At 68.7% G+C, this 13,224-nt stretch carries 13 protein-coding genes; 2 read left to right on the top strand and 11 right to left on the bottom strand.

Going from position 1 to position 13,224, the window contains the following annotated elements; all coding sequences use genetic code 11:
• Positions 1-150 precede the first annotated feature (150 nt).
• On the bottom strand, positions 151-696 hold the full coding sequence (locus AC1DJ5_RS01390) for a DUF2939 domain-containing protein (protein WP_441454036.1): 546 nt from the start codon (positions 694-696) through the stop codon (positions 151-153).
• 487 nt (positions 697-1,183) lie between these two features.
• Positions 1,184-2,404: an NADP-dependent isocitrate dehydrogenase gene (locus tag AC1DJ5_RS01395; RefSeq protein ID WP_477019431.1), complete on the bottom strand. Its 1,221-nt coding sequence runs from the start codon at positions 2,402-2,404 to the stop codon at positions 1,184-1,186.
• Between the two features lie 185 nt (positions 2,405-2,589).
• On the opposite strand from AC1DJ5_RS01395, the gene AC1DJ5_RS01400 reads away from it, so the two are divergent.
• Entirely contained in the window at positions 2,590-3,681 is a 1,092-nt protein-coding gene (locus AC1DJ5_RS01400) for a DUF1176 domain-containing protein (RefSeq protein WP_477019432.1), read from the top strand.
• 57 nt (positions 3,682-3,738) lie between these two features.
• On the opposite strand, the gene AC1DJ5_RS01405 is transcribed toward AC1DJ5_RS01400, so the two are convergent.
• The 7 genes from AC1DJ5_RS01405 to AC1DJ5_RS01435 form a co-directional block, all read right to left on the bottom strand.
• The gene (locus AC1DJ5_RS01405) at positions 3,739-5,529 is read right to left on the bottom strand and encodes a DUF885 domain-containing protein (RefSeq protein WP_477019433.1); all 1,791 of its coding nucleotides are present in this window, start codon (positions 5,527-5,529) and stop codon (positions 3,739-3,741) included.
• A 91-nt stretch (positions 5,530-5,620) separates the two neighbouring features.
• Entirely contained in the window at positions 5,621-7,459 is a 1,839-nt protein-coding gene (locus AC1DJ5_RS01410) for a DUF885 domain-containing protein (protein ID WP_477019434.1), read from the bottom strand.
• A 113-nt stretch (positions 7,460-7,572) separates the two neighbouring features.
• Positions 7,573-7,818, bottom strand: coding sequence for a hypothetical protein (locus tag AC1DJ5_RS01415; RefSeq protein ID WP_477019435.1), 246 nt, complete (start codon positions 7,816-7,818; stop codon positions 7,573-7,575).
• Between the two features lie 6 nt (positions 7,819-7,824).
• On the bottom strand, positions 7,825-8,658 hold the full coding sequence (gene fghA, locus AC1DJ5_RS01420; RefSeq protein ID WP_477019479.1) for an S-formylglutathione hydrolase: 834 nt from the start codon (positions 8,656-8,658) through the stop codon (positions 7,825-7,827).
• Entirely contained in the window at positions 8,658-9,209 is a 552-nt protein-coding gene (locus AC1DJ5_RS01425; protein ID WP_477019436.1) for a hypothetical protein, read from the bottom strand. The genes fghA and AC1DJ5_RS01425 overlap by 1 nt, the downstream gene beginning before the upstream one ends.
• A gap of 11 nt (positions 9,210-9,220) precedes the next feature.
• Positions 9,221-9,601 (bottom strand): VOC family protein, encoded by a 381-nt coding sequence (locus tag AC1DJ5_RS01430; protein WP_477019437.1) that lies wholly within the window; start codon positions 9,599-9,601, stop codon positions 9,221-9,223.
• An 81-nt stretch (positions 9,602-9,682) separates the two neighbouring features.
• Positions 9,683-10,789, bottom strand: a complete 1,107-nt coding sequence (locus AC1DJ5_RS01435) for an S-(hydroxymethyl)glutathione dehydrogenase/class III alcohol dehydrogenase (RefSeq protein WP_441454048.1) — start codon at positions 10,787-10,789, stop codon at positions 9,683-9,685.
• Positions 10,790-11,045: 256 nt separating this feature from the next.
• Between AC1DJ5_RS01435 and AC1DJ5_RS01440 the strand changes: the two genes are divergently transcribed.
• Entirely contained in the window at positions 11,046-11,756 is a 711-nt protein-coding gene (locus AC1DJ5_RS01440) for an NAD-dependent deacylase (protein WP_477019438.1), read from the top strand.
• Between the two features lie 63 nt (positions 11,757-11,819).
• On the opposite strand, the gene AC1DJ5_RS01445 is transcribed toward AC1DJ5_RS01440, so the two are convergent.
• Together AC1DJ5_RS01445 and AC1DJ5_RS01450 are read right to left on the bottom strand one after the other, a co-directional pair.
• Positions 11,820-12,143 carry a YnfA family protein gene (locus tag AC1DJ5_RS01445; protein WP_477019439.1) on the bottom strand — a complete coding sequence of 108 codons (324 nt, stop codon included), beginning with the start codon at positions 12,141-12,143 and terminating at the stop codon, positions 11,820-11,822.
• Positions 12,144-12,296: 153 nt separating this feature from the next.
• A complete protein-coding gene (locus tag AC1DJ5_RS01450; protein ID WP_477019440.1) occupies positions 12,297-13,082 on the bottom strand; it encodes an RNA methyltransferase in 786 nt (261 codons plus the stop codon).
• Between the last annotated feature and the right edge of the window lie 142 nt (positions 13,083-13,224).

The raw sequence follows: 13,224 nt of genomic DNA on the forward strand, positions 1-13,224 counted from the left end.
CGGATGCGCCGCCCTTTTTCTTGGCTGATCACCAATCATCCGCTCATCCCCGCGGAGGCGGGGACCCAGTAAGAGCCTCACGCGACATCGTTGGCTGTTTGCGCTCGCAGCCAAAGGTCTGGGTCCCCGCCTCCGCGGGGATGAGCGGAATTAAGTGGGCTCGCTCAGATCAATCCCCGCCAGCTTCCAGCCGAACAGGTTGCGGCGCTTCATCAGCAGGGAGACCTGCTCGTCCGGCTGGTCGTCGCGGGTCAGGGTGACGGCGAAGGTGTCGAGGTCGCGGTACCCCCAGGACTGGCGCACCCGGGTCTTGGCGGCCTTGGGTTCGGTCGGCGCCGACTTCACGAGGTCAGGCTTGGGCGCCTCGCCCTCGCGCACCATTATGGAAATGGCCTGGGGCGTGACCAAGGCGTCGACCGCCCCGCCGACCAGGGTCGGGGCCAACAGCATGCCCAGACCCGACAGGCCGCCCAGGCGGCCGTCCTTGCGCATCTCGCTCACCATGCGGGCGCTCAGTTCGTCCTTCAGGCTGGCGCGGAAGGCGGGAAAATCGACCTGGCGTTCCAGCGCCTTCTCGTCGCCGGTCTTGGCGGCCTGAACGAGCGACCGCGCCGCCAGCAGCGGCGATGCGGCGTAGGCCAGGACGAACACCGCCACGGCGGCGCCCCCCAGTCGAAGGATCAGTTTCTGGTTCATCGGCCCTCCCCTGCCTTACGAACGCGACGGGTAAGCGACATGTGACGACACGACCTCGAAAACCCCCAAGGACATTAAGGGCATGGTTCGTGGAGGGGCTCAAGCTCAGCGTTTCACTCCGCCGTCATTCCGGGGCGCGAAGCGAACCCGGACCCCAGGCGTCTGGCCTGCCGCGCCCCTGCCCAGTCCAGCGCCTGGGTCCCGGATCGCCCCTTCGGGTCGTCCGGGGTGACGGAAGAGAAGATCGACACACACGCGCTGCCGTCATCCTCGGGCTGGACCCGAGGATCGGGTCGTCCGCCTGCGCGACCTCAGCGAGGAGGAACGCGCCCCTGCGCTGGATCCTCGGATCAAGTCCGAGGATGACGGCGGTTGGGAGAGACGCGGCGAGTGGAAGAGCGGACAACAAAAAGGCCCGCCGGATTTCTCCAGCGGGCCTCGATGATCACGCCCACGCGCTCAAGCAGCGCGAAGCGCGGTAGCGCCCTTAGCCGATGTGCGGCAGGGCGGCGCGCAGGTTGTCGGAGACCTTGTCGAGGAAGCCCTCGGTGGTCAGCCACGACTGTTGGTCGCCGACCAGCAGGGCCAAGTCCTTGGTCATGAAGCCCGACTCGACGGTCTCGACCACGACACGTTCCAGGGTGGCGGCGAACTGGGCCAGCTCGGCGTTGTCGTCCAGCTTGGCGCGGTGCGAGAAGCCGCGCGTCCAGGCGTAGATCGAGGCGATCGAGTTGGTCGAGGTGGCCTCGCCCTTCTGATGCTGGCGGTAGTGACGGGTCACGGTGCCGTGGGCGGCTTCCGATTCCAGCACCTTGCCGTCCGGCGTCATCAGCACCGAGGTCATCAGGCCCAGCGAGCCGAAGCCCTGGGCCACAATGTCCGACTGAACGTCGCCGTCGTAGTTCTTGCACGCCCAGACGAAGCCGCCCGACCACTTGATGGCCGCGGCCACCATGTCGTCGATCAGGCGGTGCTCATAGGTCAGGCCCTTGGCCTTGAACTCGGCGGCGAATTCTTCGTCGAACACCTTCTGGAAGATGTCCTTGAAGCGGCCGTCGTAGGCTTTCAGGATGGTGTTCTTGGTCGACAGATAGACCGGGTAGTTACGCTGCAGGCCGAACGAGAAACTGGCGCGAGCGAACTCGGTGATCGAGTCGTCGAGGTTGTACATGCCCATGGCCACGCCGGCCGAGGGGAAGTCGAAGACTTCGTAGTTCTGTTCCTCGCCGTTGGCGCCGACCCACTTCATGGTCAGCTTGCCCGGGCCGGGGACCAGGAAGTCCGTGGCCTTGTACTGGTCGCCGAAGGCGTGACGGCCGACGACGATGGGCTGGGTCCAGCCGGGGACCAGACGCGGAACGTTGTCGCAGATGATCGGCTCGCGGAAGACGACGCCGCCCAGGATGTTGCGGATGGTGCCGTTCGGCGACTTCCACATCTTCTTCAGGCCGAACTCGGCGACGCGGGCTTCGTCCGGCGTGATGGTGGCGCACTTGACGCCGACGCCGTGCTTCTGGATCGCGTGGGCCGCGTCGATCGTCACCTGGTCGTCGGTGGCGTCGCGGTTTTCCATGCCGAGGTCGTAGTAGTCGAGGTCCAGGTCCAGATAGGGGAAGACCAGTTTGTCCTTGATCATCTGCCAGATGATCCGGGTCATTTCGTCGCCGTCGATGTCCACGATGGGGTTGGCGACCTTGATCTTGGCCATGCTCTGCCTCTGTCTCTCAATCTGGGTAAGGAATACGTGCGGGCGGTATAGCGAGGCGCGCGCGCGGGCGCAAAGGTTGAGCGGCTGGAACCCCCTGCCCCGTCCGAAAACTGCCCCCGGGGCCTGAACCGGCGGCGGGCCCGACCGTTCATGGCGGACCCGCTCCGTTTCGCGAGACGCGATCCATGTCGTCCCTCCAGCCTCCGCTCGTCGCCGCCCTCGCCTTGACGGCCGTCGCGCTGGCCGCCTGTCAGGAAGGCGAAAAGGACGGCGCGGCGCCCGTGGCGGCGGCGACCCCGGCCCAGACGGCGAGGTCCCACACCGAAACCCGCAAATTCCGCGACTGGCTGGCGGTCTGTGACAACGGCAACGCCTGTTTCGCCCTGGGATCCGCGCCGGAAGGACAGAGCGGCTGGGTTCGGGTCAGCCTGGCCCCCGGCCCCGGCGCCCGACCCGAGATCGCCGCCGGTTTCCCCGGCGACGGCGCAGCGCCCGGCGCGCTGGCGCTGGAGGTCGACGGTCGGCGCTTCGTCACCGACACGGCCTCGGCGCCGACCGACGCGAAGGGTTCTTTCGGCGTGATCCGTCGACAGCCCCTGCCCGCCGTGAAGGCCCTGACCTCGGGGCGCCGCCTGACCCTGACCGACGGCGGGGAGCGCGTGCCGGTCTCCCTGTCCGGCGCCTCCGCGGCCCTGTCGTGGATCGATGACCGCCAGGGCCGGTTGGGCACGACCGCCGCCCTGGTCCGGCGCGGCCGCAGGCCCGCCGCAGCCGCCGCCGCCCCGGCCTTGCCGAGCGTCACGCCCGCCCCCGCCATCGCCCAGACCGGCCTGCCCCGGCCGGTCCTGCCCGCCGCCTTCGAGGCCCGCGCCGACGTCAAACAGTGCCGATCCGACACCGCGTTCAGCGCCGCCTTCCAGAGCGGCGTCACCATCGACCGCCTGTCGGAGGACCGCGAGTTGTGGGGCCTGCCCTGTTTCGCGGGGTCCTATAATTTCAGCTTCCGCTATTTCATCACCGGCCGGGGCGGCGTCGATCCCGCCCCCGTGATCTTCCCCACCTCACGCAAGCCGACCGCCGAGGTCGTCAACAGCCGCTACGATCCGGCCAGCCGCACCCTGACCGCCTTCGACAAGGGGCGCGGCCTCGGCGACTGCGGCGTGGCCTCGACCTGGGTCTGGGCCGGCCGCGCCTTCGTGCTGAAGGCCGAGCGCGAGATGCGCGAATGCTGGGGCGTGCCCGCCGACCTGTGGCCGACCACCTGGCGCAGCCGCTGACATGAAAACGGCCCGGGCGTGCGAACGCCCGGGCCGTTCTTCAGTCGATGGCGGCCGTCAGCCGCGCATCTGGGCTTCCAGCACCGCCAGCGGCAGGGAGCCGTTCATCAGCACCTTGTCGTGGAAGGCGCGCAGGTCGAAGCCGGGCTTGGCCTCGGCATCCTTCCTCAGACGGGCGATGACCGTGTGGCCGACCTTGTAGGAACAGGCCTGGCCCGGCCAGACGGTGTAGCGGTTGATCTCGCTGTTCGAGGCGTCCAGCGGCTTGGCGCCCGAGGCCGCCATGTATTCGACCGCCTGTTCGCGGCTCCAGCGTTCGGAGTGCAGACCGGTGTCGACCACCAGACGCACCGCCCGGAACAGGTAGGACATCAGGAAGCCGACGCGGCCCAGCGGATTGTCGGCGTAGGCGTTCAGATCGTTGGCGGCGACCGCCTCCGTATACAGGGCCCAGCCCTCGTTATAGGCCGAGAAGCCGCCCGCCCGGCGCCACTGCGGCAGTTCGCCCGACTCGCGCTGCAGGGCGACCTGCAGGTGGTGGCCCGGCGAGGCCTCGTGATAGGTCAGGGTCGGCAGGGCGAAGCGCGGCCAGTTCCCGCTGTCGCGCAGGTTGATGTAGTAGGCGCCCGGACGCGAGCCATCCAGCGGCGGCCCCTGATAATAGCCGCCCGGCGCGCCCGACTGGATCGAGGGCGGCACGCGACGGATCTCGACGTGGGATTTCGGCAGACGGCCGAAGACGGTCGGCAGCTTGGGCTCCAGATCGGCGACCAGTTGGTTCAGCCAGACCAGCAGTTCCTCCTTGCCCGCATCGGTGTTGGGGAAGAGCTGCGCCGGGTCCTTGTTCAGGGCCTGAATCCGCTCGCCGACCGTGCCGTGGGTATAGCCCTGCGCCTTCAGGATGACGTCGATCTCGGCGCTGATCTCGGCCACCTGCGCCTTGCCCATCCTGTGGATTTCGGCGGCGCTCAGGGTGGTGGTCGTGTTCGACTTCAGGCCGTTGGCGTAGAAGGCCTCGCCGTCGGGCAGGCGCCAGACCCCGGCGTCGTGGGTGGCCTGCGGGCGGATGGCCTCCAGCGCCGCGACCTGACGGGCCAGGGCCGGCTTGACCTGCTGATCGACGATGGCGGCGGCGCGCGCGTCATAGCCGGACAGGTTCAGGGCGGCGGTCTTCCGGGCCAGCGACTTGATCATGGCCATGTCGGCGGCGGTCGTATCGCGCAGGGTGCGGATCTGCGGCAGGGCGCGGTCCAGGATGAAGTCCGGCGGGATGACGCCCAGGCCGGCGTCCTCGCGCACCTTCTCCGTCTCGCCGTCCAGCACCCCGGCGAAGGCCGACAGGCGCGACAGGAAGGCGTCGGCGCCGGCCGCCTCCTCGACCCGGTGCTGGTTGTCCATGAAGTCCGGCGTCTCGAAATAGCCGCCCGACAGCTGGGTCACGACATAGGGCGACGGACGGCCCGGCCCGGCGCCATAGGCGAAGCGCGACGTCTCGGCCGAGGTCTCGCGCCCGAAGGCGGAGATGGCGTAGTTCAGGGCGCCCGCCTCTGAGAGACCCGTCTGATCGAAGGCGCGCAAGCTGGCCCAGCGGCTGATCGCCTTGTCGCGGTCCTTGCGAATGGCGTCCGGACCGGCCTCGCTCAGCCTGGACGACAGACCGGCGCGGGCGCCGCGGTCGAGGCCCAGGTTGGTGGCGCGCTCGGGCGCCTCGTCGATGTCGGCCTCGAACCAGCCGTCCAGCAGGGCGTTTAGCCGCCCGTCCGCGTCCTTGGCGGCCGCATGGGCGAGAGAGGGCGCGACCGCGGCCGTGGCGGCGGCGGTCAGCAGAAGGCGGCGGCGGTCGATCATGGTCTTTACTCCCCGACGAGGACGGCGCGACGCCGCGCGCCCCCTCACACTCAGACAAATTGTCGGGCCGGCGCGCCCGTGGTTCAAAAGCCTAGACGGGCGTCCAGGCGGTCATGGTCCGCTCCAGCACCGTCAGCGGCACGCCGCCCAGATTCAGGCCCGTGTCATGGAAGCCCTTGATGTCGAAGCGGCTTCCCAGACGCGCCTTGGCGTCTTCACGCAGCTTGACCCAGGTGGTGTGGCCGACCTTGTAGCTAGCGGCCTGACCCGGCCAGACACAATAACGTTCGACCTCGGTGGCGATGCTGGTTTCCTGATCGCCCAGAGTGTCGACCATGTAGCGGATGCCTTGCTCCCGGCTCCAGCGCTTGTGGTGCAGACCGGAGTCAACCACCAGACGCGCGGCGCGGAACATCAGCGACTGCAGATAGCCGATCTTGCCGAAGGGGTCGTTTTCATAGACCCCCATCTCGTCGGCCAGTTGTTCGGAATACAGGCCCCAACCCTCGGAATAGGCCGAGAAGCCCATGACCTTCATCAGCAGCGGGGTGTCCGGCTTCTCCTGCTGCAGAGCGATCTGATGGTGATGGCCCGGAACCGCCTCGTGATAGGTCAGGGTCGGCAGGGTCCACTTGGGCCATTCCGCCGTGTCGCGCAGGTTGATGTAGTAGGCGCCCGGACGCGAGCCGTCCAAGGCGGGCGACTGGTAATAGCCGCCCGGCGCTCCAGCCTCGATGGCGACCGGCACGCGGCGGATCTCGACCGGCGATTTCGGCAGGCGGCCGAAGTAGTCCGGCAGGCGCGCCTGCATGTCCGCCATCTGGGCGTTCAGCGCCTTCAGCAGTTCCGCCTTGGCTTCGTCCGTGTTCGGATAGACGAAGCGCGGCTCCTTGCCCAAGGCGGCGATACGGGCGCCGACCGACCCCTGCGTCATGCCTTGCGCCTTCAGCAGGGCGTCGGCGCGGGCCGAAATCTCGGCCACCTGCTCCAGCCCCATCTGATGCACCTCGTCCGGCGTCATCGAGGAGGTGGTGTAGAACTGCAGGCCGAAGCGGTAGTAGGCCTCGCCGTCGGGCAGACGCCAGGCGCCGCCGTCATGGGTCGCGCCGGGCCGCACCGCCTTGAAGGCGTCGGCCTGACGCTGAACCGCCGGATAGACTTCCGCCGTCAGGATGGCCTGGGCCCGCGCGGCCCAGTCGCCGGGGATGTTCTTCTCGGCCGTGCGGCGGGCCAGCGACTGGCTCATGACCGAATCCGCCACGGCGGTTCCGGTCAGCGACGCCATCTGGGCCAGGGTGCGGTCGATGACGAAGTCCGGCGGCACGGCCCCGGCGGCGAAGTCGGCCTGCATCCGCGCCCGCTCGGCGTCCAGCCCCCTGGCGAAGTCCGACAGGCGCGACAGATAGGCCTCGGCGTCGTCGGCGGTCTCGATCCGGTGCTGACTGTCCATGAAGTCCGGCACGCCCTGATAGGCGCCGCCCAACTGGCTGACCGTATAGGGCGAGGGGAACAGGCCGCCGCCATAGGGGAAGCGGTCCCCCTCGAGCGTGGTGTCGCCGAAGAACTCCAGCGAGTCGTAATAGGTCTGCTCGTCGGCGGTCAGTTGCGACCGGTCGACGGCCTTCATCGCCTTCATGCCGTCGAAGAACTTGGCCTTGTCGGCGTCGATCTTGGCCTGGGACCGGTCGCTCAGCTTGAAGCGGGCGGCCGCCATCGGCCCCCGGTCCATGCCCAGCATGGTCAGGGTCTCGGGGTCGGACAGGATCATCTCCTGCGCGATCTTGTCCAGCAGGGCCAGGAACTGGGCCGAGGCGGGGCCGGCCGCCTGGGCAGCGGGCGCGGCGGTCTGCGCCAGGGCGCGGGCGGCGCCCGAGGCGGCGAAGGCGCCCCCCATGGCGGCGGTCATCAACAGGCGGCGGCGATCCAGCATCGGGCTTCCTCCCAAAAGCGATGGGAGGGGACACTATCGAAGCGACGCCGCCCCGCAAGGCGTCACCGTTCCGATACGGATGAAGTTTCGGCTGTCCGCCGCCCTCGATGGGGTCAGCCGGGCTGGACGTGGGCCTTGAGGCAGTCGCGCACGGCCTTCTTCAGGTCGCCTGGCGCATTGGGTTCGTCCACGCCGTCGGCGGCCAGCACCGCCTTCACCGCCGCGTCCAGACCCTTGGGCAGGGCCTCGACCACCTTCTTCTGACCCTTCTCATGCAGGCAGAAGCCCACCTCGCTGCACAGGGCGGCGAACAGGGCGTCGAAGTCCACGTGGTCGAAATTGGGGGCGGCGTCGGTCATGAAGTCTCAGGCTTTCAGGCGGGAGGCATGGAAGGCCACGTGGTCGTCCACGAAGCTGGCCATGAAGAAGTATGAGTGATCATAGCCCGGCTGCATCCGCAGGGTAAGCGCCTGTCCCGCCGCCTTGGCCGCCGCGACCAGAAGTTCGGGCTTCAACTGGTCGGTCAGGAAGGGATCGGCGTCGCCCTGATCGACCAGGATGTCGTCGAACACGCCTGCCGCCGCGCCGCTCTCGATCAGCTTGGCCGCATCGTGACGATCCCACTGGCCGCGATCCTCGCCCAGGTAGGCGCTGAACGCCTTCTCGCCCCAGGCGCAGCGCGTCGGCGACGCAATCGGCGCGAAGGCCGAAACCGACTTGAACAGGTCGGGGTGGCGCAGGGCCAGGGTCAGCGCCCCGTGCCCGCCCATCGAGTGGCCAAAGATCGAACGCGTCCTGGTCGTCGGGAACGCGGCGTCGATCAGGGCGATCAGTTCGCCGGTGACGTAGCTTTCCATGCGGAAATGCGGCGCCCAGGGCGCCTGCGTCGCATCGACGTAGAAGCCCGCGCCCTGACCCAGATCATAGGCGGGATCGTCGGCCACGCCTTCGCCGCGCGGCGAAGTGTCCGGCGCCACGATGATGACGCCGTGCTCGGCGGCGGCCTTGTAGGCCCCGGCCTTGGTGGTGAAATTGTCCTCGGTGCAGGTCAGGCCGGACAGCCAGATCAGGACGGGAAACGGCCCCTCGCCCGCCGGAACGAAGACCGACAGGGTCATGGGCGTGCCGGTGGTCGCGCTGTCGTGCTTCAGATAGCGCAGCGTGCCGCCGTGGACGACGTGGGTCTTGGTGGTTTCCATCATTCGGGCCAGACTTTCGCGAGCAGGGCGTCGTCCAGAGCGCCCCCGTCCTTAGGGAAGTGCGCATACCAATCGCGCGGGATCGGCGGCCACCCGCTGGCCGGCGCCGCGCCGCCGCCCCAGGCGTCGAATTCCAGCCCGATCAGGATCGGCCCCTCGCGCACGGTCGGCGCCGGGACCGCCTCAACCCGGCGGATGACGGCGTCGGCCACCTCGGGCTTCAGGGCAGGTTCGCCAGTGACAATCCAAGCTTTCGACCGGCCGCCCGGCTTGACCATCAGCAGCAACATGCCCGAGGCGCCGGGCTGCATCGGTTGGGTCTTAGCGGCGGCCGCAGCTGCGGCCCCCGCCCCGCGCAAATAGGGCGCAAGATCGGAAACCTCGGTCCGCTGCTTCAGTATCCGGTCAGGGAGGTAGAGCACCACCTCCTTCTGGACCCAGGGCTCTGCCGGGACCTCGACCCGAGCAGGCGCAGGCTCGCCCCGGTTGCAGGCGGCGAGCGCCATGACGGCCAGAACGGCCATGATCGACGCGGTCGCCGCCTTCTTCATCGTTTCAGTCCTCAGCCCGGCCGGTGAACGGCGCAGATCTTGTTGCCCGACGGATCGCGCAGATAGGCCAGGTGCATCTTGCCGAAGGGGGTGTCGCGCGGACCCGCCGGGTCCTCGATGGCCGTGCCGCCGGCCTCGACCCCCGCCTGGGCGAAGGCGACGACCGCCTCGGGGCTGGCCGCCGCAAAGCCGACGGTGCCGCCGTTGGCGTGACAGGCCGCCTCACCGTCGATCGGCTTGCCGACCGCGAAGGCGCCGCGCGCCGTGCGCCACCAGTAGCGGCCCTTGGGATCGGCCGCGCCCGGCTCCAGACCCAGAACGCCGAACACGGCGTCATAGAATTTACGCGACGCCTCGACGTCGTTGGCGCCGAGCGTGATGTGCGTGAACATGAACTTCCTCCCGAAGATGCGCCCGGCCGGTTCGCCGGGCGCCGCAACCTATGCCGACTAAGTTTCTTTTGGCAACGCTGTTTAGAAGACGATGACCGAACGGATGCTTTCGCCCGCGTGCATCAGGTCGAAGGCCTCGTTGATGCGTTCCAGCGGCAGGGTGTGGGTGATCATCGGGTCGATCTCGATCTTGCCGTCCATGTACCAGTCGACGATCTTGGGCGTGTCGGTGCGGCCGCGCGCGCCGCCGAAGGCCGAGCCCTTCCAGACGCGGCCGGTGACCAGCTGGAACGGACGGGTCGAGATCTCCTTGCCCGCCTCGGCCACGCCGATGACGATGCTCTCGCCCCAGCCGCGGTGGCAGGCTTCCAGCGCCTGACGCATGACCACGGTGTTGCCGGTGCAGTCAAAGGTGTAGTCGGCGCCGCCGTCGGTCAGCTCGACCAGACGCGCCACCACATCGGGCGTGTCCTTGGGATTGACGAAGTGGGTCATGCCGAAGCGACGGCCCCATTCTTCCTTGTCGCCGTTGATGTCGACGCCGACGATCATGTCGGCCCCGACCAGCTTCAGCCCCTGGATGACGTTCAGGCCGATGCCGCCCAGGCCGAAGACCACGGCGTTGGCGCCCGGCTCGACCTTGGCCGTGTTGACCACGGCGCCCACGCCCGTCGTCACGCCGCAGCCGATGTAGCAGGCCTTGTCGAAGGGAGCGTCCTTGCGGATCTTGGCCACCGCAATCTCGGGCAGGACCGTGTAGTTCGAGAAGGTCGAGCAGCCCATGTAGTGGGCGATGGCCTGGCCCTTGTAGGAAAAGCGCGAGGTGCCGTCGGGCATCAGGCCCTTGCCCTGGGTGGCGCGGATCGAGGTGCAGAGGTTGGTCTTGCGGCTCAGGCACGACTTACACTGGCGGCATTCCGGCGTGTACAGCGGGATGACGTGGTCGCCGACGGCCAAGCTGGTCACGCCCGGCCCGACCTCGACCACCACGCCCGCGCCCTCGTGGCCCAGGATCGAGGGAAAGATGCCCTCCGAGTCCAGGCCGTCCAGCGTATAGGCGTCGGTGTGGCAGACCCCCGTCGCCTTGATCTCGATCAGCACCTCGCCGGCGCGCGGCCCCTCCAGGTCAACCTCGACGATCTCGAGCGGACGTTTGGCTTCGAACGCGACGGCGGCGCGGGTCTTCATGGGAGCAGTCCTTGGTCTCTTCAGTCTCTTCCCTTCTCCCCTTGCGGGAGAAGGTGGCGGCCGCAGGCCGACGGATGAGGGGTCGCACCGGCGGCGACCAGTTTCAACCCCGCAAACGGCCACGGCCCGCAAGACCCCTCATCCGACCCGCTGCGCGGGCCACCTTCTCCCGCAAGGGGAGAAGGATTTAGCGCGCTAACGCCTTCGGCTGCTTGAGCGCCTTCTCCCGCAGGGGGAGAAGGGCTTAACTGCGGCCATGACCCACAAGAACCTTGTCATCCTGACCGGCGCCGGCGTTTCGGCCGAGAGCGGCGTGCCGACCTTCCGCGCCTCTGACGGCCTGTGGTGCGGCCATCGCATCGAGGCGGTGGCGACGCCCGAGGGGTTCGCGGCTGACCCAGCCCTGGTGCAGGACTTCTACAACCTGCGTCGCCGTCAGTTGGCCGAGGTCCGGCCCAACGCCGCGCACCGGGCCCTGGCCGATCTGGCGGCGCGCTGGGACGGCGACCTGCTGCTGGTGACGCAGAACGTCGACGATCTGCACGACCGGGCGCACGTCAAGACGCCGCCCGCCTCCGGGTTCGAGCTGATCCATATGCACGGCGAGCTGCTGAAGGCGCGCTGCACCGCGTCGGGCGCCGTGTGCGAGTGGACGGGTGAACTGGAGGCCGAGCACCCCTCGCCGCATCACCCGCAAGGCGTGTTGCGCCCGCACATCGTCTGGTTCGGGGAGATTCCGCTGGCGATGGAGCGGATCGAGGCGGCGCTGGAGCGGTGCGACCTGTTCGTCTCCATCGGCACCTCGGGCGCCGTCTATCCGGCGGCGGGCTTCGTGCAGTCGGCGCGGATGGCCGGGGCGCGGACGGTCGAGATCAATCTGGAGCCGACGCAAGGCGCCCGCCTGTTCGACGAGGGCGTCTATGGCCCCGCCACCGAGGCCGTGCCCGCCTTCTTCGCCAGCCTCTAGCCGCACCCATCAGCGTCATCCTCGGCCTTGTGCCGAGGATGACGGATGAGGAAAACGGGCGCTCTAGCCGCGCGGCCCGAACAGGATGACCCCCGCCCCGATCAGGCAGACCGTCCCGCCGATCAGGTCCCAGCGGTCCGGCGTCGTCTTCTCGACCAACGCCATCCACGCCAGCGAGGCGCAGATATAGACCCCGCCATAGGCCGCGAACGCCCGCCCCGCCGCCTCGCTAGGCGCCAGGGTCAGCAGCCAGGCGAAGACGATCAGGCTGACCACGCCCGGGACCAGCCACCACGGCGACCGATCCAGCTTCAGCCAGGCCCAGAAGGCGAAGCAGCCGCCGATCTCGGCCAGCGCGGCCAGGGGGTAGACCAGAACCGTCTTCATAAAACCTCCGCCGTCATTCCGGGGCGGCGCAGCCGAACCCGGAACCCAGGCTGTTCAACACGCGGGGCGGCGACAGGACAAGGCGGTGATGCTTCCAGCGCCTGGATCCCGGGTTCGCTGCGCGCCCCGGGATGACGGCAATGGAGGAGCGCTCTACTCGTCCTTCTTCGCTTCCGCCGCGCGCTTTTCCGCCAGCTTGGCCAGCACCCGACCCCGGCCCTTGGCCAGGGCGTGGATGGCGCCGCGCATGGTGGCGACTTCCTGCTCGGTGAAGGCGGCGCGGCCCAGCATGACGCGCAGGTTCTGGCTCATCGACGGCTTCTTCTCGGGCGGGTGGAAGAAGCCGCCGGCGTCCAGTTCCGCCTCGAAATGTTCGTACATGCCGACCAGCAGTTCGTTCGACGCGGGCGGCTCGCCCTCGCGGAAGCGCGGCGGCGGGGCGTCGAGGATCAGGGTGCGCCACTCATAGGCGTTGATGGCCACGGCCTGGGCCAGGTTCAGCGAATGGTGCCGGGGGTCGATGGGGATGGTGGTGATCCCGGCGCACAGGGCGATGTCGGTGGTCTCCAGCCCGGCGCGCTCGCCGCCGAACAGCAGGCCGGTCTTCAACCCCGAGGCCGTGTCGTCATAGAGGATGCGGGCGCTCTCGCGCGGGGTGCGCACCGGCTGGCGCGTCTCACGCGGGCGGGCGGTGGTGGCGAATACGGTGTTCAGGTCGTGCACGGCCTCGGCCACGCTGTCGAAGACCTTCACGCCCTCCAGCACCCAGTCGGCGCCCGAGGCCGTGGCCCAGGCGCGTTCCTGGGGCCAGCCGTCGCGCGGCGTGACCAGCCGCAGTTCCGACAGGCCGAAATTGGCCATGACGCGGGCGACCGCGCCGATGTTCTCGGCCATCTGGGACTTGTCGAGGATGACGACGGGGGGCGTGAGTTCAGTCATGGGGCGCTGCATAGTCCTTCTCCTCTTGCGGGAGAAGGCGCTCAAGCAGCCGCAGGCGTTAGCGCTCCAAGAATCCTTCTCCCCTTGCGGGAGAAGGCGCTCAAGCAGCCCGAAGGGCGTTAGCGCCCTACGAATCCTTCTC

The sequence above is a fragment of the Brevundimonas sp. 01N35 genome (assembly GCF_056399785.1).

What these genes read in the sequence shown, in the direction of transcription:
- AC1DJ5_RS01390 (WP_441454036.1), bottom strand. Translation starts at nt 696, where the DNA reads ATGAACCAGAAACTGATCCTTCGACTGGGGGGCGCCGCCGTGGCGGTG.
- AC1DJ5_RS01395 (WP_477019431.1), bottom strand. Translation starts at nt 2,404, where the DNA reads ATGGCCAAGATCAAGGTCGCCAACCCCATCGTGGACATCGACGGCGAC.
- AC1DJ5_RS01400 (WP_477019432.1), top strand. Translation starts at nt 2,590, where the DNA reads ATGTCGTCCCTCCAGCCTCCGCTCGTCGCCGCCCTCGCCTTGACGGCC.
- AC1DJ5_RS01405 (WP_477019433.1), bottom strand. Translation starts at nt 5,529, where the DNA reads ATGATCGACCGCCGCCGCCTTCTGCTGACCGCCGCCGCCACGGCCGCG.
- AC1DJ5_RS01410 (WP_477019434.1), bottom strand. Translation starts at nt 7,459, where the DNA reads ATGCTGGATCGCCGCCGCCTGTTGATGACCGCCGCCATGGGGGGCGCC.
- AC1DJ5_RS01415 (WP_477019435.1), bottom strand. Translation starts at nt 7,818, where the DNA reads ATGACCGACGCCGCCCCCAATTTCGACCACGTGGACTTCGACGCCCTG.
- fghA (WP_477019479.1), bottom strand. Translation starts at nt 8,658, where the DNA reads ATGGAAACCACCAAGACCCACGTCGTCCACGGCGGCACGCTGCGCTAT.
- AC1DJ5_RS01425 (WP_477019436.1), bottom strand. Translation starts at nt 9,209, where the DNA reads ATGAAGAAGGCGGCGACCGCGTCGATCATGGCCGTTCTGGCCGTCATG.
- AC1DJ5_RS01430 (WP_477019437.1), bottom strand. Translation starts at nt 9,601, where the DNA reads ATGTTCACGCACATCACGCTCGGCGCCAACGACGTCGAGGCGTCGCGT.
- AC1DJ5_RS01435 (WP_441454048.1), bottom strand. Translation starts at nt 10,789, where the DNA reads ATGAAGACCCGCGCCGCCGTCGCGTTCGAAGCCAAACGTCCGCTCGAG.
- AC1DJ5_RS01440 (WP_477019438.1), top strand. Translation starts at nt 11,046, where the DNA reads ATGACCCACAAGAACCTTGTCATCCTGACCGGCGCCGGCGTTTCGGCC.
- AC1DJ5_RS01445 (WP_477019439.1), bottom strand. Translation starts at nt 12,143, where the DNA reads ATGAAGACGGTTCTGGTCTACCCCCTGGCCGCGCTGGCCGAGATCGGC.
- AC1DJ5_RS01450 (WP_477019440.1), bottom strand. Translation starts at nt 13,082, where the DNA reads ATGACTGAACTCACGCCCCCCGTCGTCATCCTCGACAAGTCCCAGATG.